Genomic DNA, 21,333 nt, shown 5'->3' with positions numbered 1-21,333 from the left:
ATTGATTAGGAGCTAGAGATGGCCGGCGATAAAGAAATTAGAAATAAGATCGCGAGTGTTAAAAACACTCAAAAAATCACTGGTGCGATGGAAATGGTTGCGGCATCTAAAATGCGACGTGCGCAAGAGCGAATGAATAGCACTCTTGCTTATGCAAAAACGATGCGTAACGTGATTGGTCATATCGCACTTGGTAAACTTGAATATAAGCACCCTTATGTTATCGAAAGAGAGATAAAGCGTGTTGGTTATATTGTTATTTCAAGTGATCGAGGTTTATGTGGTGGTTTAAATATTAATTTGTTTAAAAAACTGATCAAAGAAATGAAAGTACATTCAGAGAATAATATTGAAGTCGATTTAGCCCTTATTGGATCTAAATCAAGTACTTTCTTTTCTCGTGTAGGCGCTAACATAGTTGCCCATGTTGCAAATTTGGGTGATAAGCCAGCGGTTAATGATTTAATTGGCTCGGTAAAAGTAATGTTAGATACCTACAATGAAGGTAAACTTGATAGCTTATACATAGTGCATAATAAATTTATAAGTACGATGGTACAAGAGCCAACAATTAGTCAGTTGTTACCTCTGCCTAAAGCGAAAGATGAGAATGAAGTTGCTCCGCACCTTTGGGATTATTTATATGAAGGTGATGCAAAAACGTTGCTTGATTCATTGTTTATTCGTTATGTAGAGTCTCAAGTATATCAAGGTGTTGTCGAGAACTTAGCTTGTGAGCAAGTTTCTCGAATGGTGGCGATGAAATCCGCTACAGACAATGCCAATGACTTGATTGATGAGTTACAACTTGTTGCCAATAAAGCGCGTCAAACTGCAATTACTCAGGAACTTGCTGAGATTTGTGGTGGTGCTGCTGCGGTATAATTATAAATTTAAGATTTTAGAGGATCAGAGATGAGTTCAGGTAAAATCGTACAGATCATCGGTGCTGTTGTGGATGTTGAATTCTCCCAACAAGATATACCGAATATTTACAGTGCGTTAATAGTCACTGAAAAAAAACTTACGATGGAAGTTCAGCAGCAAATAGGCGGTGGAGTAGTTCGTTGTATCGCTATGGGTGCTACTGAAGGTTTACGTCGTGGATTAGAAGTTACTGATACAAAACACGCAATCACAGTACCTGTTGGTACGGCTACATTAGGTCGTATTTTAAATGTACTTGGTGAGCCTGTGGATGAATGTGGTCCAGTTGAAGCTACTGATCATTATGAAATTCACCGTGAAGCTCCTTCTTATGAAGAGCAAGCTATTTCAGTTGACACATTAGAAGTAGGAATCAAAGTTATTGATTTAATTTGTCCCTTTGCAAGAGGTGGTAAAATAGGTCTATTTGGTGGTGCGGGTGTAGGTAAAACCGTAAACATGATGGAACTCATCAATAATATAGCCTTAAAACATTCAGGATTGTCTGTTTTTGCAGGGGTTGGTGAACGTACTCGTGAAGGTAATGACTTCTATTTTGAAATGCAAGAAGCTGGTGTTGTTAATGTTGAGCATCCAGAGCTATCAAAAGTAGCAATGGTCTATGGTCAAATGAACGAGCCACCAGGATGTCGTTTACGTGTAGCATTAACGGGCTTAACGATGGCTGAGCGTTTCCGTGATGAAGGTAAAGATGTATTATTGTTTATTGATAATATTTACCGTTATACACTTGCAGGAACCGAAGTATCTGCTCTTCTTGGCCGTATGCCTTCTGCGGTTGGTTATCAACCAACACTTGCTGAAGAAATGGGCGTTTTACAAGAGCGTATTACATCAACTAAAACAGGATCGATTACTTCTATTCAAGCAGTATATGTACCGGCTGATGATTTAACAGATCCGTCGCCAGCTACAACATTTGCTCACTTAGATGCAACGATTGTATTATCGCGTCAAATTGCTTCGCTAGGTCTTTACCCAGCAATCGATCCGCTTGATTCTACTTCTCGTATGTTGGATCCATTAGTTGTTGGCCAAGAGCATTATGATATTGCTCGTGGTGTACAAGGTATATTACAACGCTATAAAGAGCTTAAAGATATCATTGCTATTTTAGGCATGGATGAGCTTTCTGAAGAAGACAAACAAATCGTATCGCGCGCACGTAAAGTTGAAAAGTTCTTAACTCAACCTTACCATGTAGCAGAAGTCTTTACAGGTACACCTGGTGTATATGTAACGCTTAAAGATACGTTATCTGGCTTTAAAGGACTTATCGCAGGTGACTATGATGATATACCTGAGCAAGCGTTCTTATATGTAGGTACTATCGAAGAAGCCGTTGAAAAAGCCAAAACTTTATAATAGCTGGAGGTAACTATGACTAAAGCAATGACCACTCATTTAGATGTTGTAAGTGTGGAAGAGTCTCTGTTTTCAGGACGTGTTTCACATTTATCGGTATCTGGTCAAGAAGGTGAACTTGGTATTATGCCGGGTCACGCTCCATTACTTACCGCAATTAAACCTGGTTTAATTAAATTGGTAAAGCAAGGGGGTGCTGAAGAAGTCATTTATATCTCTGGAGGGTTTCTTGAAGTGCAACCTGGATGCGTTACTCTTTTAGCCGATACGGCTATTCGAGCTGAAGATTTAGATCAGGCTAAAGCAGAAGAAGCAGCGCGCGTTGCAACAGAACAATTACAAAATCCAACTAAGGATATTGATTTTGTTCTCGTAACCGCACAGCTTGCTCAAGCCGTTGCACAATTACGTATAATTAAGTTAACTCGAAGATGATATTTTAACTTTCTAAAAAAGTGACCTAAGGGTCACTTTTTTTATGTTTAATTTTGTTTAATTAATATGAATGTTCAGTTCTTAAAGCTTTATTTTTCTATTTAACCTGAGTTCTGGATAAGAAAAAATTAACTAACTTTAAATCAGGATGATGGGAGTCAAATTCATTTAAAAATCATAAAAGTAAATGTTTAAATTTTTACGAGGGCTGTATTCAGATTTATCAAGAACGACTTCAACATAACTGATGGTTTTTTGTATATCGACCAGAATTAAGCCGATACCTAAACGAGAGAGCAATACTTTTATCTGTATTTTGTTTTTTTTTAATAATGTACATTGTTTGGGTATTGCAATGTAAACATTATCGCTGAGACTAAAGCGACTAATTGCTTGCAATAATAAGGTGATATTTAAATTTAATTTTAGTTCTATAATTATTGTTTGTTTGCCTCGTTTCACGACAATATCACAGTTATTAATTTCACCTTTTACCTGATAACCTAAATCTGTAAAAAACGTTTTTATGGGAGAGTAAAGATCAATTTCTTTTAATTTTTTCTTCATGGTCATTTCTGATGATAGTTTTAAGGAAGCATAGCTGTCTTTATCTTTGTTTGTCTAGAAAAAGTATTTATAAGCTTCCTTTTTTAGGGTTACGATTAATTTTATAAAAAGAGGAAAGATTAATATTACCGCACGATCGTATAAATTGTAATTATGTGTATTTAATCGACATATAAGGTATAATGAGCGTTAATTTTTTATAATCAAATCGAAGCTAATACCATGCAAAAATTCGATACCAAAACATTCCAAGGTCTTATTCTTGCCTTACAAGACTTTTGGGCCCGTCAAGGTTGCGCAATAGTACAACCCCTTGATATGGAAGTCGGTGCAGGAACATTCCATCCTCAAACATTTATACGTTCAATTGGCCCTGAGCCAATGAACAGTGCCTATGTACAGCCTTGTCGTCGTCCGACAGATGGCCGTTATGGTGAAAATCCAAACCGTTTGCAACAGTACTATCAATTTCAAGTGGTATTAAAACCATCACCTAAAAACTTTCAAGATTTGTATTTGCTTTCCTTAAAAGAGATAGGCATTGATACGTCTGTTCATGATATTCGCTTTGTTGAAGATAACTGGGAGTCTCCTACATTAGGCGCTTGGGGTCTTGGTTGGGAAATTTGGTTAAATGGCATGGAAGTGAGTCAGTTTACGTATTTTCAACAAGTTGGTGGGTTAGAGTGCTCGCCTGTAACGGGTGAAATTACTTATGGCTTAGAGCGTTTAGCGATGTATGTGCAAGGTGTAGATAGTATTTATGATCTTGTTTGGGCTGATGGTCCAATGGGCAAGGTAACTTATGGTGACATATTTCATCAAAATGAAGTTGAGCAATCAACGTATAACTACGAATACGCTAATGTTGACGCTCTGTTTGAGCAGTTTGATCTTTATGAAAAAGAGAGCCAAAAACTAATAGAAGCCAATCTTCCTCTTCCTGCCTATGAGCAAGTGATGAAGGCCTCGCATACATTTAATTTATTAGATGCTCGTCATGCTATTTCGGTTACTGAGCGCCAGCGTTATATATTGCGTGTACGTGCTTTATCTAAAGCGGTCGCAGTTACTTATTACGCAAAACGAAAAGAACTTGGTTTCCCTCTTTGCAAAAAATCAGAAAAATAAGGCGAGTTTCATGGCACAAGAAAATTTATTGATTGAATTGGGCACCGAAGAGTTGCCTCCAAAATCATTACGAAAATTAGCACAAGCATTTGCAGAAAATATGCAAATCGAATTAAAAAAAGTAGAGTTATCTTTTGTTAAAATAGATTGGTTAGCATCACCGCGTCGTTTAGCTGTTGTGATTACGGACTTAGTCGATGCGCAAGCGGATAAAATTGTTGAAAAAAGAGGCCCTGCTCTGAGTATGGCTTTTACCAAGGATGGTACACCTACAAAAGCAGCACAAGGCTGGGCAAAATCAAACTCTATTAGTGTTGATCAAGCAGAAAGACTGGTTACAGACAAAGGTGAATGGTTACTATTTAAATCAGAGGTGAAAGGGAAAAGCATCGCTGATTTACTGCCCAAGGTTGTTGCTGAGGCGCTTTCAAAATTACCAATTCCAAAACCAATGCGTTGGGGATCATCTAATATACAATTTATCCGACCTGTACATACATTGTGTATCTTATTTGGTAATGAGTTGATTCATGCTGAATTGTTGGGTGTTAAATCTTCACGTGTTATTCGAGGGCATCGCTTTTTAGGTGAGGCTGAGTTAACCATTAAGCATGCAGATGACTATGAACAGCTACTTGAAACACGTGGTAAGGTTATTGTTAATTATGAGCGTCGTAAAGAGATAATTCGTCATCAAGTGGACGTTTTAGCAGAGCTTGAAGCGGGTGTTGCCGATGTTGATGATGCTTTACTTGAAGAAGTGACTTCATTAGTTGAATGGCCTGTAACTTTGATAGGATCTTTCGAAGAAAAATATTTATTAGTGCCATCAGAAGCCTTGATATATACAATGAAAGATAATCAAAAATATTTCCCAGTAAAAGATAAATCTGGTAATTTATTACCGCGTTTTATTTTTGTATCCAATATTGAAAGTACAGATCCTAAACAGGTGATCCAAGGTAATGAGAAAGTCGTTCGGCCTCGTTTAGCTGATGCTGAATTTTTCTTTGCGAATGATAAAAAGAAGACGTTAGAAAGTAGAGTTGAATCACTTAGTAGTGTGTTATTTCAAAAGAAATTGGGTACATTAAAAGAAAAGTCTGCTCGAATTTCTAATGTTGCTGGAAAAATAGCATTGTTAATTAATGCCAATAGTAAGCATTCACAAAGAGCAGGGTGGTTATCTAAAGCTGATCTTCTTACCGATATGGTTTTAGAGTTTCCAGATATTCAAGGTGTTATGGGTATGTATTATGCGCGTTTTGATGGTGAAGATGAAGCGGTTGCCATTGCATTAAAAGAGCAGTACCTGCCTCGTTTTTCAGGTGATAAATTACCGACATCTTTAGTTGCTTGTGCGGTTTCCTTAGCGGATAAATTAGATACTTTGGTGGGAATTTTTGGTATCGGTCAAGCACCTAAAGGTGCGGCGGATCCTTTTGCCTTACGCCGTGCCGCGATTGGTTTATTACGTATTATTAAAGATAAAGAATTAGATCTTGATATTGTTAAACTTACCGAAATCGCAAAGCACGAATATGGAGAAAAATTAACTAATGAAAATGTCGTGCTCGATGTAGTTAATTTCTTATTTGCTCGTTTCCGTGCAACTTATCAAGCTAACGGTTTCTCGGCTGAGTTGATTCAATCTGTACTCGCTCGTCGGCCAACAAAGCCGGTTGATTTTGAAAAACGTATTCAAGCTGTTGCTAAGTTTCAACAACTTGAAGAAGCGGCGCCTATAGCTGCTGCTAATAAACGTATTTCGAATATTTTGGCAAAAGTACAAGGTAAAATTAATACTGAAATAGATACGATGTTGTTTACCGAAACGGCCGAAACTGCTTTAGCTGAAAAACTTATTGCCCTAGAGTTAAAATTAAGCCCTTTATTTGATAAAGGGGACTATGAGTCAGCATTGTTCGAACTTGCGTCTCTGCAAGCCCCTGTGGACTTATTCTTTGAAAATGTAATGGTAATGGCTGATAATGAAGCTATTAAACAAAATCGTTTGGCTATATTAAGTCGCTTGCGGGATCTTTTCTTAAAAGTAGCAGATGTTTCTGTTTTATAAAAAAGTTTAATATATTCTTTTTTAAAAGCTCAGATTAATCTGGGCTTTTTTGTTTACTGTTCAAAGTATTCTTAGGCGTGTAACCTATCAATAGGTGCACTGTATCTTTATAAAAAACAGACATGTTTCATGTGAAACAATAAAAGATCAACAAGGAAATAATATGCAGTATTCAGCATTTGGACATAAATTTACTCAACATTCTGGTATTACGGAATTGATGGGAGATTTAAATGCAGGTGTACTTGCAGGAGATGAACTCTTAATGTTAGGAGGCGGAAATCCGGCTAGTATTCCCGAAATAGAAAAATGTATTACTGAAATAATGCAAGAAAAGCTAGATAATGGTCAATTAATGCATACATTGGCAAATTATGATGGACCTCAAGGGAAAAACAGCTTTATAGATGCACTAGTGGTGCTTTTTAATGATCTATATGACTGGAAATTAACATCTAAAAATATAATGATAAGTAACGGTAGTCAAAATGCTTTCTTTTATATTTTTAATTTATTAGCTGGTCATTTTAAGGATGGAACAAAAAAGAAAATATTACTGCCATTAGCTCCTGAATATATCGGCTATACGGACAGTTGTATTTATAAAGATGCTTTTGTTACGTTAAAACCTAAGATAAGTGAATTAGAAAATGGATTCTTTAAGTATCACGTTGATTTTGATAAATTAAAAATAACAAAGGAAATAGGGGCTATATGTGTTTCTAGGCCTACAAACCCAACAGGAAATGTATTAACTGATGTTGAAATCTTACGTTTAGACAAAATTGCAAGAGCGAATAATATCCCTTTGATTATTGATAATGCTTACGGCGCTCCTTTTCCAAACATTATATTTAAGTCGGTATTATCTTTTTGGAATACTAATACTATTCTTTGTTTCAGTTTATCTAAATTTGGTTTGCCGGGGACGCGTTGTGGCATTGTGATTGCAAATGCTTCTATGATTAATGCAATGTCTAATTTATCGGCGGTAATGGCGTTGAGTCCTGGTGGGATAGGCCCTGAACTAGTATTGCCATTGGTTCAAAACAAACAGCTGGTGTATTTAAGTGAGCGAGTCATAAAGCCTTTTTATTATAAAAAGTCACAACAGGCGATTATCTTTTTACAAAAAAAAATAAAAACACCTATGATGCGGATCCACAAAGTGGAGGGCTCTCTTTTTTTATGGATATGGTTTAAAGATTTATCTATTCACTCTAAAGAACTATATAAACGTCTTAAGAAAAAAAAACTTATAATCGTTTCGGGACATTATTTTTTTCCCGGGTTAACCCAAGACTGGAAGCATACTAAAGAGTGCATCCGTTTAAATTATGCGCAAGATCGAGATGTTATAGAGCGAGGTATTGATATTTTAGCGGCTGAAATTAATGCTTTGTATAAAACAGATAAAAAACAGGGATAAGTATTTAAATGTGTTTCATGTGAAACATTTATAACGTGCAATTAAATATACCGTACATTCTACGTGAGAGAAAATTTAGTCTATAAATATATGTCTATAGATAGCATCTGGTAATCTTTTTCTCTAGGATATTTTGTTTTAAATAGAACCGATTATTACGGATCTATATGTGTAAGATAACGTTATCGAAAGCGTTGCTATCTTCACTGGCATCGCTACACAATAAAAAAACCAGCAAATATGCTGGTTTTTTATTGTGCTTATTTTATCCAATATTAGATATCTAGATTTTCAACACGCAATGCATTTTCTTCAATAAAGGCTCTACGAGGCTCTACATTATCACCCATTAAAGTACTAAATAATTGATCAGCAGCAACTGCATCTTCAATACGTACTTGTAGCATATGTCGCGTGTTAGGATCCATCGTCGTATCACAAAGTTGATCTGGATTCATTTCGCCCAACCCTTTATAGCGTTGGATATAGAGGCCACGTTTAGATTCATGCATTAACCAATTCACCGCTTCTACAAAGCTACTAATATCTTTTCGGCGATCACCCCGTTTAATATAGGCACCTTCTTCGATAAGATCTGTAATTTCTTTGCCAATGCTAACAATAGCTTTATAACCTTCGGATGCAAAGTATCGATTATCTAAAATAAAATCAGTATCAATCCCGTGTTTACGTACGGTAAATATGATTTTATACTCATCAGGTGTATCAGATAACGACACGGTATTTTTGTATATAGTACCTTCTAAATCTTCACTGTTCAGGCTACTAGACACAGCTGTCGCCCATTTTTCAGCCAAGACTTTATTACTTAAGTCCTCAACATTAAATTCATCTTGATAAATGAGTTTATCTAAAAGTGGCATTGGATAACGACGCTTTAAGCGTTGAATATTGTCTTGCACACTGCGATAACGTTGAATTAAATTTTCAAGGGCAACACCACCGATCCCTGGAGCTTGGTGATTGACATGCAGTGATGAATTTTCCATTGCTAAAGTAGTTAGATACGCTTGTAGTTCTGACTCATCTTTTACATAGGTTTCTTGCTTACCTTTCTTTACTTTATAAAGAGGAGGCTGTGCAATGTAGATATAACCGCGTTCAATTAGTTCAGGCATTTGACGATAAAAGAAAGTGAGTAATAACGTTCTGATATGCGAGCCATCCACATCTGCATCTGTCATTATAATTATACGGTGGTAGCGTGTTTTTTCTGGATTATATTCATCGCGACCAATACCACAACCTAGTGCTGTTATAAGTGTTGCGACCTCTTGAGAGGCAAGCATTTTATCAAACCGTGCTTTTTCAACGTTTAATATTTTCCCCTTTAAGGGTAAAATTGCTTGGTTTTTACGATTACGACCCTGCTTTGCACTACCACCCGCCGAGTCTCCTTCCACAATATAAAGTTCAGATAGCGCTGGATCTTTTTCTTGGCAATCGGCGAGTTTTCCCGGTAAGCCTGCAAGATCTAATGCACCTTTACGGCGTGTTAAATCACGAGCTTTACGTGCAGCTTCACGAGCTCGTGCAGCATCAATAATTTTAGATGTAATAATTTTGGCTTCAGATGGATTTTCTAGCAAGAATTCTTGTAGTTTCTCACCCATTGTACTTTCAACAACCTGACGGACATCTGATGAGACCAACCGGTCTTTTGTTTGGGATGAAAACTTAGGATCTGGAACTTTCACAGAGATGACAGCTGTTAAGCCCTCGCGAGAATCCCCACCTTCAGTTGAAGATTTATTTTTGGGGTGCTTAACTTTAGCTATCTCTTTTTCCATGTAATTATTGAGCGTTCTGGTTAGCGCTCCACGGAAACCTGTTAAGTGAGATCCACCATCACGTTGCGGAATATTATTCGTAAAACAATAAATATTTTCTTGGAAGCCATCATTCCATTGCATCGCAACTTCAACGTTAATACCTTCTGAATTTTCCACACTAAAATGAAATATTTTTTTATGTATTGGGGTTTTACTGTTGTTTAAATATTGAACAAACGCTTCGATACCACCTTTGTAACAAAAATGGTCACTTTTATCGTCTTCGCGCAGATCTACTAATTTTATAGAAACACCAGAATTAAGAAAAGATAGTTCTCGTAAGCGTTTAGCTAAAATATTATAGTAAAAAAGAACATCTGAAAAAGTTTCTTCGCTCGGCCAGAAACGAATTTCTGTACCAGTTTCATGCGTATCTCCGATCATTTTCAAAGGTGCTTCAGGATTACCATGAATGTATGTTTGTTGGTATATATGACCATTACGTTTAATGGTTAATAATAATTTTTTTGATAAAGCATTAACAACGGAGATACCTACGCCATGCAAACCACCGGATACTTTATAGGAGTTATCATCAAATTTACCGCCAGCATGTAATATAGTCATGATAACTTCGGCTGCAGAAATACCTTCCTCTGCGTGTATGCCAACAGGGATACCACGTCCATCATCTTTGACTGATACACTACCATCGGTATAGATAGTGGTAATAATATCACTACAATGACCTGCTAAGGCCTCATCAATGGAGTTATCAAGGATCTCGAACACCATGTGATGTAATCCAGTGCCATCATCTGTATCGCCAATATACATACCAGGGCGTTTACGTACTGCATCTAAGCCTTTTAGTACTTTAATACTTGACGAATCATAACTATTTTCAGCCATAAAGCTTCCACCTATTTATATACTAATAGATAACTAATTAGTGCTATCTGTATTTGTTATCTTGCCGTGTTTCACGTGAAACACGCTATATTTTTGCTCAAATAATTGTTCAATGTGATTTTCTTGAATCACACTAATAAATAGCTGAGCATCGGATTGTGTAATATGTTTTGCTAATATTTGTTGCTTGCTCTTATCTAGCTCAGAGCTAAAATCATCGATTAATAAAACACACTGTTTCTTGTTAACTTTATTTAAAAATAAACATTGGGCTAGGCGCAAAGCATAAACAAAAAGTTTTAGCTGTCCCCTGGATAAAACATCGACAAGAGGATATGCACCTATTTTAAAACGCACATCCGCTTTTTGTGGGCCTGCTGTAGTGTAGCCTAGCTGTTTATCTCTATTGAAATTATCTATAAAATATTGTTGTAGGGATTTATTCTTATTATCCCAACCACAAAAAAAACTCATTTTAATCTTAAACTCAGGTAAAAAATCAGCAATGGTATTTTCTATCAACGGGGTGAGTTGTTGAAAGTAACGTTGTCGTTGTTCGCTTATTTCTGTACTTAAAAAGCACAATTCATTATCCCACAATCGGAGCTCGTTGTACGTTTTACATTGCTTTAAAGCCGCATTGCGTTGTTTTAATAGGCGCTTTATACGCGCCCATGTTTTATAAAACTGTGGGTCATGATAAAAAACCCCCCAATCGATAAAAGAGCGCCTATTTTGGGGGCTTCCAGAGAGTAAACTAATGCTCTCAGGGGTAATTAATTGTATCGGTAAGTAGAGAGTTAGAGCAGAGAGTTTAGTCGTGATGCAAGAGTTTATCTTTAATACTGATTGGCCTTTTCTGGTTTTTTTTAGACCGATGCTAGTTTGTAAGTTTTGATGCTCAATTTCAGCAAAAAGAATAAATTCAACCTCTTCATGTGCAATAATACGATTAGTAAGATGGCTACGAAAAGAGCGACCCAAACCTAAAAAATAGATAGCTTCGAGCAATGCTGTTTTACCACTTCCATTGAGACCAGTGATCACATTTATTTTTTTATTAAAATGTAAATGTGCGCGCTGTATATTACGGAAATCATGAATAATAAGCTTAGATATTGGCATATTAATGCTTACTTATTGTTATATCAAAATATAAAAGCCTATTAGATGGCATTTTATTATAAGCGCATTGGCATTAAAACATATAAAGCATCATCGTCCGCATCAATAGATTCAATTAACGCACTGTGAGCGGAGCTACTAAAAGTTATTTTTATTTTTTCACTTTTAAGGGTGTTTAATACATCGAGGACGTAACTGACATTAAAACCAATTTCAAGATCAGCTGCACTATACTCAATGTCTATATATTCTTCGGCTTCTTCTCTTTCCGGGTTGTTTGCTGTAATTTGTAATAAGTTTTCTGACAAAGTTAAACGCACTCCGCGAAATTTTTCATTGGATAAGATGGCTGCGCGAGTAAAGGCTTGTTTTAGTGATTCTCGATTTGCTATTAATTCTTTGTCTCCATTACGTGGAATTACGCGCCGGTAATCAGGAAAGCGTCCATCAACTAATTTACTGGTAAAAATAAAGTTTCCAATAATGGCACGTAAGTTGTTTTTTCCTATCTGAATCGTAACATTCTCTTGTTCGTTATCTAAGAGTTTAACAAGTTCAATAACGCCTTTTCGGGGAACAATTAAAGATTGATCTTGTATAGGAGCGCTTAATTTAATCGCGCAAGATGCAAGTCGATGCCCATCGGTGGCGACACTACGTAAGCTATCTCCAGAGGCTTCAAAATACATACCGTTTAGATAATAGCGCACGTCTTGGCTTGCCATTGCGAATTGAGTAAATTCAATAAGTTTTTTAAATTCACCTTGGGCCACATTAAATTCTGCGAGACTTTTCCATGATTCTATATTGGGAAAATCACTGGCAGGAAGGGACGATAGTAAGTAACGACTTCTCCCTGAGCGTATGGTAACGCGGTTTTCTTTTAGCTGAAACTTTATTTCACACGGCTCAGATAAGCCACGGCAAATATTTAATAACTTTCGAGCTGGGACTGTAATTTCACCATTTTCTGACGGACAATCTAATTGAATTTGAGTAATTAATTCTACTTCTAAATCTGTACCAGTAAGGCTTAGTATTCCATCTTCTACTTGAATTAATATATTTGCCATAATAGGTAATGCGGGACGGCCCCCAGCCACAGAGCTTGCAACTAATTGTAATGGTCGTAAAAATGCTTCTCGAGAGATTGAAAATTGCATGTGTTATAAACCTACAGTGAAAGTGTACGGATTAATATTTTATAATCTTCTTGAATATCATTATTCTCACGACGTAATTCAGCTACTTTTCGGCAGGCGTGTAATACGGTCGTATGATCTCGTCCGCCAAAAGCTTCGCCAATTTCAGGTAAGCTGTGTTGTGTTAATTCTTTGGCAAGTGCCATTGCAATTTGACGAGGCCGAGCAACGGTACGAGTTCTGCGCTTTGAAGACATATCTGATATTTTAATACGGTAGTGTTCAGCCACTATTTTTTGAATGTTATCAATGGTTGTTTGTCTGGTGTGTACGGCCAACATGTCGCGTAAAGCATCTTGTACCAAAGAAATAGTAATATCTTGACCTGTAAATTGTGCTTTTGCTGAAATATTTGCAATCGCCCCTTCAAGTACTCTTACATCGGTGATAGTTAGACGTTTAGCAATAAAAAAAGCAACATCGTCAGGTAAGACCAAGCCACGCTCTTCTGCCTTTGTAATTAAAATAGCGACACGTGTTTCTAATTCAGGAGGGTCAATCGGAATAGATAGGCCCCAACCAAATCGAGTGCGTAAGCGTTCATCAATACCTTCAATTTCTTTTGGAAAACGATCACTGGTTAAAATTACTTGTTGATGAGCATCTAGCATTGAATTAAAAGTCTGAAAAAGAACTTCTTGAGAGCGATCTTTTCCTGCAAAAAAATGAATGTCGTCAATTAATAATGCATCTAATGATGCGTAATATTCTTTAAATTGTTCAATGGTATTGTTGCGAATCGCATTGATCATATCTTGTACAAATCGTTCTGATCGAATATATACGACTTTACTTTGTGGATTTGCAGCGACAATTGCATTGCCTACCGCATGTAATAAATGTGTTTTGCCTAATCCTGGATGCGCGTATAAAAATAAAGGGTTATAGACATCCCCAGGATTTTCTGCAATTTGTTGTGTTGTTGCGATAGCAAAATTATTTGATTTACCTTCCACAAAATTTTCAAAAGTATATTTTTTAATTAAATTACTTTTATGTGCGACATTGTTTGCCTTATTTACATTTTCCCAAGGCTGTACAGAAATAGCCGGTTTCTGTATTGTTTTTTTCTGGCGCATTTCAAGAGGCGCCGCATTACCCACTAATAAACGTATTTGAATTACTTTATTAGGATCTTGTAATTGGCATATTTCTTGGATCTTAATTTCAATAATATCCATATAATTATTTCGAACCCAATCACTGGTAAACTTATTGGGTGAATACAAAGATAAAATAAGATTATTATATTCTGCTTGTAGAGGACGCAACCAAGTACTGAAGTCTCCCGTTGACAGTTCATCTTTTAATTGTGCTAAGCACTCTTGCCAAATAGCGAGGGACATGACTAACTCCAGTAATAAAAATGAGGGCAGATATTTTACCGAGAAGAACAGATCTTATCCACAAGATCTTTTAATAAATGTATAAAAATATTATCATAGCTTCTTTTCTTATGAAATAGGTCATAAATAACGCACTAATTTTTCTTTTATGGTCAAAATAAAAAGATCTTTAATAGATCCTTGCTTATTAATTATGCTTCTATATAATATTTGCACCCAAACGTCCAAGTTAGGGATAGTAGTTTTAATTGACTTTATTTAAGGATTTTCTTAATAAAGTTATTATTCTGCTAGAAAGAGGTATCTCTGATTGACTTTTTGTCTATCTAAACATAGAATTCGCTCTCTTTTTAATCGGTTAATAAATTTTTATATTGTATTTGTCTTTTTATAAGAGATTAAACAATAAATTAAAACATTAGCTACTGTACAGTACTTAACATAAGTGGAAAGAGCATGAAACGTACTTTTCAACCAAGCAACATTAAGCGTAAGCGTTCTCACGGCTTCAGAACTCGTATGGCGACTAAAAACGGTCGTAACGTACTAGCTCGTCGTCGTGCCAAAGGCCGCGCAAGCTTAAGCGCATAATTTCCCAGACGTGGTGAATTATTCGTATTCTCGGGAGTTACGTTTACTAACTCCCGAAGATTTTCAACCGGTATTTAAAAATGCTGTCCCTGCGGTTTCTCCATACCTCACTCTTCTTGCGCGAAAAAATTCATTACTCTATCCTCGGATTGGAATGGCTATTCCCAAAAAGCACATTAAACGTGCGGTCGGGCGTAATCGTATTCGTCGTATAGTCAGAGAAAATTTTCGTCATCAGCAACATGATTTACCCGCTATAGATATTGTTGTGATTGCTAAAGCTGGTATTGCTGATTTATCAAATCAAGAAATAAATAAGGTTTTAGATAAGTTATGGCGAAAATTAGTGCAGCGTTGCGGTGGCTAGCTATTAAATGTATTCGATGTTATCAGCTTGGAATCAGTCCGTTTCTTTTTCCTTGCTGTCGTTTTACGCCAACTTGTTCTCAATATGCGATCGAGGCGATAAAATTACATGGAATAGTAAAAGGATGTTGGCTTGCGGGCAAACGTCTTATAAAATGCCAACCATTAAGTAAAGGGGGTTACGATCCTGTGCCCGCTTGTTGTGTAAAACATGATTTTATAAATAAAAAAAGAGATTAAAACGTATGCAATCCCAACGCAATTTATTCTTGCTTGCCTTATTGTTTGTTAGCTTTTTGCTATATCAAGCATGGCTTACAGAGCAAAATCCTCAGGTTAAAGTAAGTGTACAAACAACTGAGCAAACTAATAATATTAATTCATCTGTTCCAGAAAGCCAAAATCTCAGTGCTGATGTACCAATTTCTACTGTTCAAGAGCAAACTGGATCCGATATTACATCAACGCAAGACGTAACAGAAAAAACAGTAATTTTAGAGAATGATAAATTACGTTTAACGATTTCTTTGCGTGGTGGAGATGTCATTCGTGCAGAATTACTTGAGCATGATGTCGATTTCAAATCAAATATTCCGTTTCGTTTATTAGACAGTCGTGACAATTTCACTTATATAGCGCAGAGCGGGCTTATTGCACAAGGCCCAGATGCAAATAAGAAAGGACGTCCGGTTTATCTCGTTAAAAACGAAGAAATGATCTTAGATAAAGAGCAAGATTCAGTGTCTATTGGTCTACGTTTTATCGATGATAAAGGTCATGTGTTTACGAAAACATTCACCTTGAAACGTGGCGAATATGCGATAAACGTATCTTATAAAATAGAGAACAAAACTGATAATGCTTTTGATGTTCAATTTTATGGCCAATTAAAAGAAACAATAGAGGCTCCAGAAGGTTCATCTAAAATGATGATGTCTGCTTATCGTGGGGGTGCATACTCTACATCAGACACTCGTTATGGAAAATATAAGTTTAGTGCAATGGAAGATGCACCTTTAAAAGAAACAACAAAAGGTGGTTGGGTTGCAATGTTACAGCATTATTTTGTTGCTGCTTGGATCCCTTCTTCTTCGGAATCAAACGTACTTTATAGTAGCATTATTCGTGGAACTGAGGCGGCTATCGGCTTTAAATCTCCAATACAAAGCATTGAAGCACATAGTGTAAAAACAATATCCGCTAACCTTTGGGTTGGTCCTAAATTACAAGAGGAAATGGCGGCTGTTGCTGATCATTTAGATCTCACTGTTGATTACGGTTGGTTATGGTTTATTGCGCAGCCTCTCTTTAAATTGTTGATATTTTTCCAAGGTTTAGTCGGTAACTGGGGCCTTGCAATTATCATGATCACGTTTACGGTCAAAGGTGCGTTATACCCATTAACTAAAGCACAATACACATCGATGGCGAAGATGCGCTTATTACAGCCTAAGATTAAAGAGTTACGTGAACGCTTTAAAGGCGATCGTCAAAAAATATCTAAATCAATGATGGAATTATATAAAAAAGAGAAAGTAAATCCGCTTGGTGGTTGTTTTCCGATTGTGCTACAAATGCCTATTTTCATTGCATTATACTGGTCTCTTATGGAAGCTGTGCAATTGCGTCATGCACCGTTTATCTTATGGATTCAAGATTTATCAGTACAAGATCCCTACTACATTATGCCTATCTTAATGGGTGTGAGCATGTTCTTTATTCAGAAGATGTCTCCAACGCAAGTAGAAGATCCAATGCAACAGAAAATCATGAAGTTTATGCCGGTTATCTTTACGTTCTTTTTCTTGTGGTTCCCTGCTGGATTAGTACTTTACTGGTTGATGAGTAATATAGTAACTTTGATCCAACAAACTATTATATTTAGACAGTTTGAGAAGCAAGGTTTACATAATAAAAAATAGTGTCTTTATTTATTAATTAAAAAAGGCGACGTTAATAGTCGCCTTTTTTGTGGTTGTCGATAAAACAAATTGAATAAAATAAATAGTGGGCTCTTCATCAGTAGCAATCATGTTACCGATAGTTCCTTTCCATTTTCTTATAAAGTGCGGTACTTTTTCACCATCAACTATGTCAACTCTATCAACAACGCCGTAAATGCTAGGCTCAAGCTTTCCTGAAGCTGCTTTTGCAATCGGCTCAATTCTAGCTAATCTTTTAAGCATGGCGCTAGGCATTTCCAACACCTAACGATTCTTCTATTGATGCAAGTCTGCGTTGTAGCTCTGTCACTTCATCTATTTTAAGCATTGAAGCTATCGAGTTAATAAATATATTCGCTACGTCTGGAGCTATGAGCCTATTCGGCTTACATCGGTTTTGAAGACCGAGAAGGCCACCAGACCTCATCAACTTCCATCTTTTAACGTATTATTTTTAAAGCATCAAAGGTGGGTTGCCTTTGACATATCATAAAGAGTTCATCACAGATTAATCTTGCGTTAAATCAATGTATCTTGTTATAAATACATGTTTCCGTGGTGCTTAACGGTCGCTTCGTGATGCAATAGTCACGTTTTTTGGCGAAATAATAAAGCCTATCATATAACGTTTCATTTCAGTCTGTTAGCAATGCTGATTAATCTTTTTAATTAAGGTTATTTCGTGGAAACAAAGTGTTTAATAACTATTTACATGCAGAATAATGGTTTTAATAAGCGCATATACTCGGAGTAAATGTTGTATTGCACTACTGTATTTATTGACGTTTAGGCTTTGGGGAGCTTTTCGTTTTTTGTTTTGATATCGCTCATATTCCTCGTGTAATAATCAAGTCCCCTCCTTGATTATGGACATATAACGGGTATAGTTTGCGTTCTTTATTTTGTACTTTTCGGTCGCATTTATTTGTATTGAATACCGTTTCTGGCGATCCATTTTTCATAGGTTGGTTCTTATGCTCCTCATGATAGATAATTATGATTCTTTTACATATAACCTAGTGCAATACTTTTCACAATTACATGTAGATGTTGTGGTTAAACGAAATGATAAAATCAGTTTATCTGAAATAGCATCTATGGCGCCGGATCATATTGTTATTTCACCTGGCCCTTGCTCTCCGAATGAAGCTGGGATCTCTTTAGCGCTTATTGAACGTTTTGCTGGGCAGATACCTATACTTGGAGTGTGTCTTGGTCATCAATGTATTGCACAGGTTTTTGGGGGGAATATTGTACGAGCTAAAAAAGTGATGCATGGGAAAAACTCTTTAATTGAGCATGATGGACAAGGTGTATTCAATGGCTTAAAATCGCCACTAAATGTAACGCGATATCATAGTTTATTAATAGATCCAGCAACATTGCCCGAGTGTTTAAATGTATCTGCTCGGGTGTTAGGCGGTGTGGAGATAATGGCTATTCGACATAAAATACTCGCGGTAGAGGGGGTACAGTTTCACCCAGAAAGTATTATGTCCGAGCAAGGTTTAAAATTGTTAGAGAACTTCATAAAAGAAAATTAAATAACTTTTTATTTCTTTTTCTTGTTAAGGACTTATAACCATATATTTTATATCGGACCTCAAAGGTAAAGCATTAAAGATTAGAAGGTACCCGCATGACTGCAATGGGTCAATCGAATGCATTAGCGGTACTTGCTGTTGGCGAAAAAGGTTGTTTTTTACGTGCACCTGACATGTATATGGAAAAATTAATCGTGGGTCCTAATGCAAAAGATGCGATTGATTTGGAGTTGTCTTTAGAGCAAAATCTTAAAGCAGTGGCTTTTGCGTTAGGTAAACCGCTAACAGAGCTAACAGTTGCTACACTTGCTAAGCCTCGCCATGATCGTATTATTAAAGATATGCAAGGTTTAGGTTGTCGTGTTTTTGCTATTCCTGATGGAGATGTAGCTATCTCTATTCTTGCTTGTATGCCGGATAACCAAGTTGATGTGTTGTATTGTATTGGAGGCGCGCCTGAAGGGGTTATTTCGGCTGCGGTTGTACGTGCATTAGATGGTAATATGCAAGCGCGTTTATTACCTCGTCCGATGGTAAAAGGACCTACAGAAGAAAATATTAGAATTGGTGAAGAAGAGATTCGACGTTGTGAAGAGGCGGGTGTTGAAGTCAACAAGGTATTAAAACTCGAAGACTTGGTGAAGAATGATAATATCATATTCTCTGCAACGGGCATTACTAAAGGCGATTTAGTAAGTGGCGTTACCTTAGAGGGCCGAATTGCAACGACCGAAACATTATTAGTTCGTGGTAAATCTCGTACTGTTCGTCGTATTATTTCAATGCATTATTTAGATCGTAAAGACCCTAAATTAAAAGAAATCATTTTATAATAACGAGTAATCTGAGTGCGTTTTAAAATAATAAAAACCGATTGTTAACCACGATCGGTTTTTTATTTACGTAATTTTACACTTGAAACTTGGTGGTTATAGCCTTTTTTTAATATTAAATTTGCTCTATCTCGGGTTGGAAGAATGTTTTGCATCAAATTAACTCCATTTATTTCGTCCCAAATTTTACTGGCGATATTAATTTTTTGATGTTGTGTCATCTTAGAATAAGTATGAAAGTATGCCTTGGGGTTCGTAAATGCGCCGGCACTAAACTTAAGAAATCGTTGTAAATACCATTCTTTTATCATAATGGGATCGGCATCGACAAAAATAGAGAAATCGACAAAATCAGAGACAAAGACTTTATTTGGACGTTCAGGTTCATTGATGTATGTTTGTAATACATTTAGACCTTCTATGATAACAATGTCTGGTTTTTCTATCGTTATCTTCTCATTAGGCAAAATGTCATAAGTTAGATGTGAGTATACTGGCGCGTTGATAGAGCTCTTGCCTGATTTTATGGCTGCAACGAAGTCAATCAATGCTTTAGTATGAAAGCTTTCAGGAAAGCCTTTTTTATGCATTAAGTTATGTTTAATTAAATATTTATTGTTATGTAAAAAACCATCAGTGGTGACAAGAGCAACGGATGGATGCTCAGGCCAACGTGAAAGTAATGCTTGTAAAATTCGCGCTGTGGTACTTTTACCTACCGCAACACTTCCCGCAATCCCGATAATATACGGTACATGTTCATGCTTTGTTTCTAAAAACTGATCGCGTACAGTATGGCGTGTTTGCTGCGCGCCAACATATAAATTAAGTAATCGAGATAAAGGTAAATAGATATCAACGACTTCTTGAATCGAAATGGATTCATTGATCCCTTGTAACAGTTGCAAATCTTCAAGCGTTAGGGTTAATTCAACATTATTACGTAAATTTGCCCATTGTTGTCGTTCAAAATGAATATAGGCATTATGAATATTATGTTGTGTTTGGATCATTTTTTTCGTTCTCTTGTTCTATATATATAGAATCTGTATTTCCTTGTGGATCATCACTATAAATATGATATTGTCCAGCAGGTTTAATTAAACCTTCAAATAAATGAAGCAGGGATTTAGCGGAGGGATCAAGATGTGTTTGTTTACTTAAACGTAGATATGCAGCGTCATAATCACTTTGTACCCAACAAGTATAATCATAAAGATCGAGATAAGCTTCTTGTAATAGATATACACCTTCAATTAAAACAATATCAGTTTTTTCAACATCATATGTAACTGTCGTCGGTTGCATTACATTATCTAAGGTTACGGATGTTTTTACATGACCAAATAATTTTAGAGGAAGGATCAGTTTCTCTATCATTTCAGAAAATCGATAAGCATGTAAATAGTATTCTTCTGGGCTATTCATGACATTAAAGCGCGTACTTTCGCTGGTTTTCCAATCTTCTGTATGCACAATGGTAACGGCGATACCTTCTAAGCGTAACGCTTCTGCTATTTTTTCTGTTAATACACGCTTACCAGCACCTTCAATGCCACTAATAGCAACGATTTGTGCTTTACTGGAGCATTTTTGGGTGTGTAAATCACGTAAAACAGATTTTATCTGTGCAGCATTATTAAATACAGTTTTCAAAATTAACACTCCTTAGCAATAAAATGCACTATATTAAATGGTTTGTAAGCGATCATATAGTATTCAATGT

20 protein-coding genes and 1 pseudogene are annotated in these 21,333 nt (G+C 36.3%); 12 read left to right on the top strand and 9 right to left on the bottom strand.

Annotation, left to right across the window (positions count from 1 at the left end; all coding sequences use genetic code 11):
- Nucleotides 1–18 precede the first annotated feature (18 nt).
- The 3 genes from atpG to B8W84_RS07890 are packed head-to-tail and all read left to right on the top strand — an operon-like array spanning nt 19 to nt 2,748.
- Complete coding sequence (gene atpG, locus B8W84_RS07900; RefSeq protein ID WP_094752700.1) at nt 19–885, top strand: F0F1 ATP synthase subunit gamma; 867 nt, start codon at nt 19–21, stop codon at nt 883–885.
- Between the two features lie 30 nt (nt 886–915).
- Entirely contained in the window at nt 916–2,313 is a 1,398-nt protein-coding gene (atpD, locus tag B8W84_RS07895; RefSeq protein ID WP_094752699.1) for a F0F1 ATP synthase subunit beta, read from the top strand.
- 15 nt (nt 2,314–2,328) lie between these two features.
- Nucleotides 2,329–2,748: a F0F1 ATP synthase subunit epsilon gene (locus B8W84_RS07890; RefSeq protein ID WP_094752698.1), complete on the top strand. Its 420-nt coding sequence runs from the start codon at nt 2,329–2,331 to the stop codon at nt 2,746–2,748.
- Between the two features lie 168 nt (nt 2,749–2,916).
- Here B8W84_RS07890 and B8W84_RS07885 read toward each other — a convergent pair whose 3' ends face one another.
- Complete coding sequence (locus B8W84_RS07885) at nt 2,917–3,315, bottom strand: hypothetical protein (RefSeq protein WP_180706046.1); 399 nt, start codon at nt 3,313–3,315, stop codon at nt 2,917–2,919.
- A gap of 222 nt (nt 3,316–3,537) precedes the next feature.
- On the opposite strand from B8W84_RS07885, the gene glyQ reads away from it, so the two are divergent.
- The 3 genes from glyQ (at nt 3,538) to B8W84_RS07870 (ending at nt 7,952) form a co-directional block, all read left to right on the top strand.
- Nucleotides 3,538–4,446 (top strand): glycine--tRNA ligase subunit alpha, encoded by a 909-nt coding sequence (glyQ, locus tag B8W84_RS07880; protein ID WP_094752697.1) that lies wholly within the window; start codon nt 3,538–3,540, stop codon nt 4,444–4,446.
- 10 nt (nt 4,447–4,456) lie between these two features.
- Nucleotides 4,457–6,523 (top strand): glycine--tRNA ligase subunit beta, encoded by a 2,067-nt coding sequence (gene glyS, locus B8W84_RS07875; RefSeq protein ID WP_094752696.1) that lies wholly within the window; start codon nt 4,457–4,459, stop codon nt 6,521–6,523.
- 163 nt (nt 6,524–6,686) lie between these two features.
- Entirely contained in the window at nt 6,687–7,952 is a 1,266-nt protein-coding gene (locus tag B8W84_RS07870) for a valine--pyruvate transaminase (protein ID WP_094752695.1), read from the top strand.
- 275 nt (nt 7,953–8,227) lie between these two features.
- Here B8W84_RS07870 and gyrB read toward each other — a convergent pair whose 3' ends face one another.
- Genes gyrB through dnaA form a run of 4 tightly spaced genes read right to left on the bottom strand, consistent with a single transcriptional unit; the run spans nt 8,228 to nt 14,330 of the window.
- On the bottom strand, nt 8,228–10,657 hold the full coding sequence (gene gyrB, locus B8W84_RS07865; protein WP_094752694.1) for a DNA topoisomerase (ATP-hydrolyzing) subunit B: 2,430 nt from the start codon (nt 10,655–10,657) through the stop codon (nt 8,228–8,230).
- Nucleotides 10,658–10,690: 33 nt separating this feature from the next.
- Complete coding sequence (gene recF / locus B8W84_RS07860) at nt 10,691–11,782, bottom strand: DNA replication/repair protein RecF (protein WP_094752693.1); 1,092 nt, start codon at nt 11,780–11,782, stop codon at nt 10,691–10,693.
- 56 nt (nt 11,783–11,838) lie between these two features.
- Nucleotides 11,839–12,945: a DNA polymerase III subunit beta gene (dnaN, locus tag B8W84_RS07855; RefSeq protein ID WP_094752692.1), complete on the bottom strand. Its 1,107-nt coding sequence runs from the start codon at nt 12,943–12,945 to the stop codon at nt 11,839–11,841.
- 11 nt (nt 12,946–12,956) lie between these two features.
- Nucleotides 12,957–14,330 (bottom strand): chromosomal replication initiator protein DnaA, encoded by a 1,374-nt coding sequence (gene dnaA, locus B8W84_RS07850; RefSeq protein ID WP_094752691.1) that lies wholly within the window; start codon nt 14,328–14,330, stop codon nt 12,957–12,959.
- A gap of 456 nt (nt 14,331–14,786) precedes the next feature.
- Between dnaA and rpmH the strand changes: the two genes are divergently transcribed.
- From rpmH to yidC, 4 genes are read left to right on the top strand one after another with little or no spacing between them, the layout of a single operon-like run.
- Nucleotides 14,787–14,921: a 50S ribosomal protein L34 gene (gene rpmH / locus B8W84_RS07845; RefSeq protein WP_015466401.1), complete on the top strand. Its 135-nt coding sequence runs from the start codon at nt 14,787–14,789 to the stop codon at nt 14,919–14,921.
- 10 nt (nt 14,922–14,931) lie between these two features.
- On the top strand, nt 14,932–15,288 hold the full coding sequence (gene rnpA, locus B8W84_RS07840; RefSeq protein ID WP_094752690.1) for a ribonuclease P protein component: 357 nt from the start codon (nt 14,932–14,934) through the stop codon (nt 15,286–15,288).
- Nucleotides 15,255–15,527: a membrane protein insertion efficiency factor YidD gene (gene yidD, locus B8W84_RS07835; RefSeq protein ID WP_094752689.1), complete on the top strand. Its 273-nt coding sequence runs from the start codon at nt 15,255–15,257 to the stop codon at nt 15,525–15,527. The genes rnpA and yidD overlap by 34 nt, the downstream gene beginning before the upstream one ends.
- A gap of 5 nt (nt 15,528–15,532) precedes the next feature.
- Nucleotides 15,533–17,209: a membrane protein insertase YidC gene (gene yidC / locus B8W84_RS07830; RefSeq protein ID WP_094752688.1), complete on the top strand. Its 1,677-nt coding sequence runs from the start codon at nt 15,533–15,535 to the stop codon at nt 17,207–17,209.
- A 12-nt stretch (nt 17,210–17,221) separates the two neighbouring features.
- On the opposite strand, the gene B8W84_RS07825 is transcribed toward yidC, so the two are convergent.
- Nucleotides 17,222–17,485 (bottom strand): hypothetical protein, encoded by a 264-nt coding sequence (locus B8W84_RS07825; RefSeq protein ID WP_094752687.1) that lies wholly within the window; start codon nt 17,483–17,485, stop codon nt 17,222–17,224.
- Nucleotides 17,478–17,657, bottom strand: a complete 180-nt coding sequence (locus B8W84_RS07820) for a hypothetical protein (protein WP_094752686.1) — start codon at nt 17,655–17,657, stop codon at nt 17,478–17,480. The genes B8W84_RS07825 and B8W84_RS07820 overlap by 8 nt, the downstream gene beginning before the upstream one ends.
- Before the next feature lie 547 nt (nt 17,658–18,204).
- Here B8W84_RS07820 and B8W84_RS07815 point away from each other — a divergent pair.
- Both B8W84_RS07815 and glpX read left to right on the top strand, forming a co-directional pair.
- Entirely contained in the window at nt 18,205–18,774 is a 570-nt protein-coding gene (locus tag B8W84_RS07815; RefSeq protein WP_094752685.1) for an anthranilate synthase component II, read from the top strand.
- 80 nt (nt 18,775–18,854) lie between these two features.
- Nucleotides 18,855–19,607: pseudogene (gene glpX / locus B8W84_RS07810) on the top strand (class II fructose-bisphosphatase); the annotation flags it as partial.
- 62 nt (nt 19,608–19,669) lie between these two features.
- On the opposite strand, the gene coaA reads toward glpX, so the two are convergent.
- Both coaA and B8W84_RS07800 read right to left on the bottom strand, forming a co-directional pair.
- The gene (coaA, locus tag B8W84_RS07805; RefSeq protein ID WP_374220152.1) at nt 19,670–20,617 is read right to left on the bottom strand and encodes a type I pantothenate kinase; all 948 of its coding nucleotides are present in this window, start codon (nt 20,615–20,617) and stop codon (nt 19,670–19,672) included.
- Nucleotides 20,601–21,272 (bottom strand): uridine kinase family protein, encoded by a 672-nt coding sequence (locus B8W84_RS07800; RefSeq protein WP_257797941.1) that lies wholly within the window; start codon nt 21,270–21,272, stop codon nt 20,601–20,603. The genes coaA and B8W84_RS07800 overlap by 17 nt, the downstream gene beginning before the upstream one ends.
- Between the last annotated feature and the right edge of the window lie 61 nt (nt 21,273–21,333).

The organism is Psychromonas sp. CD1 (genome assembly GCF_002239585.1).
Classification (GTDB): Bacteria; Pseudomonadota; Gammaproteobacteria; order Enterobacterales; family Psychromonadaceae; genus Psychromonas.
Note: the sequence above shows the minus strand (reverse complement) of the source record. Positions and strands in the feature narration are given on the sequence as shown.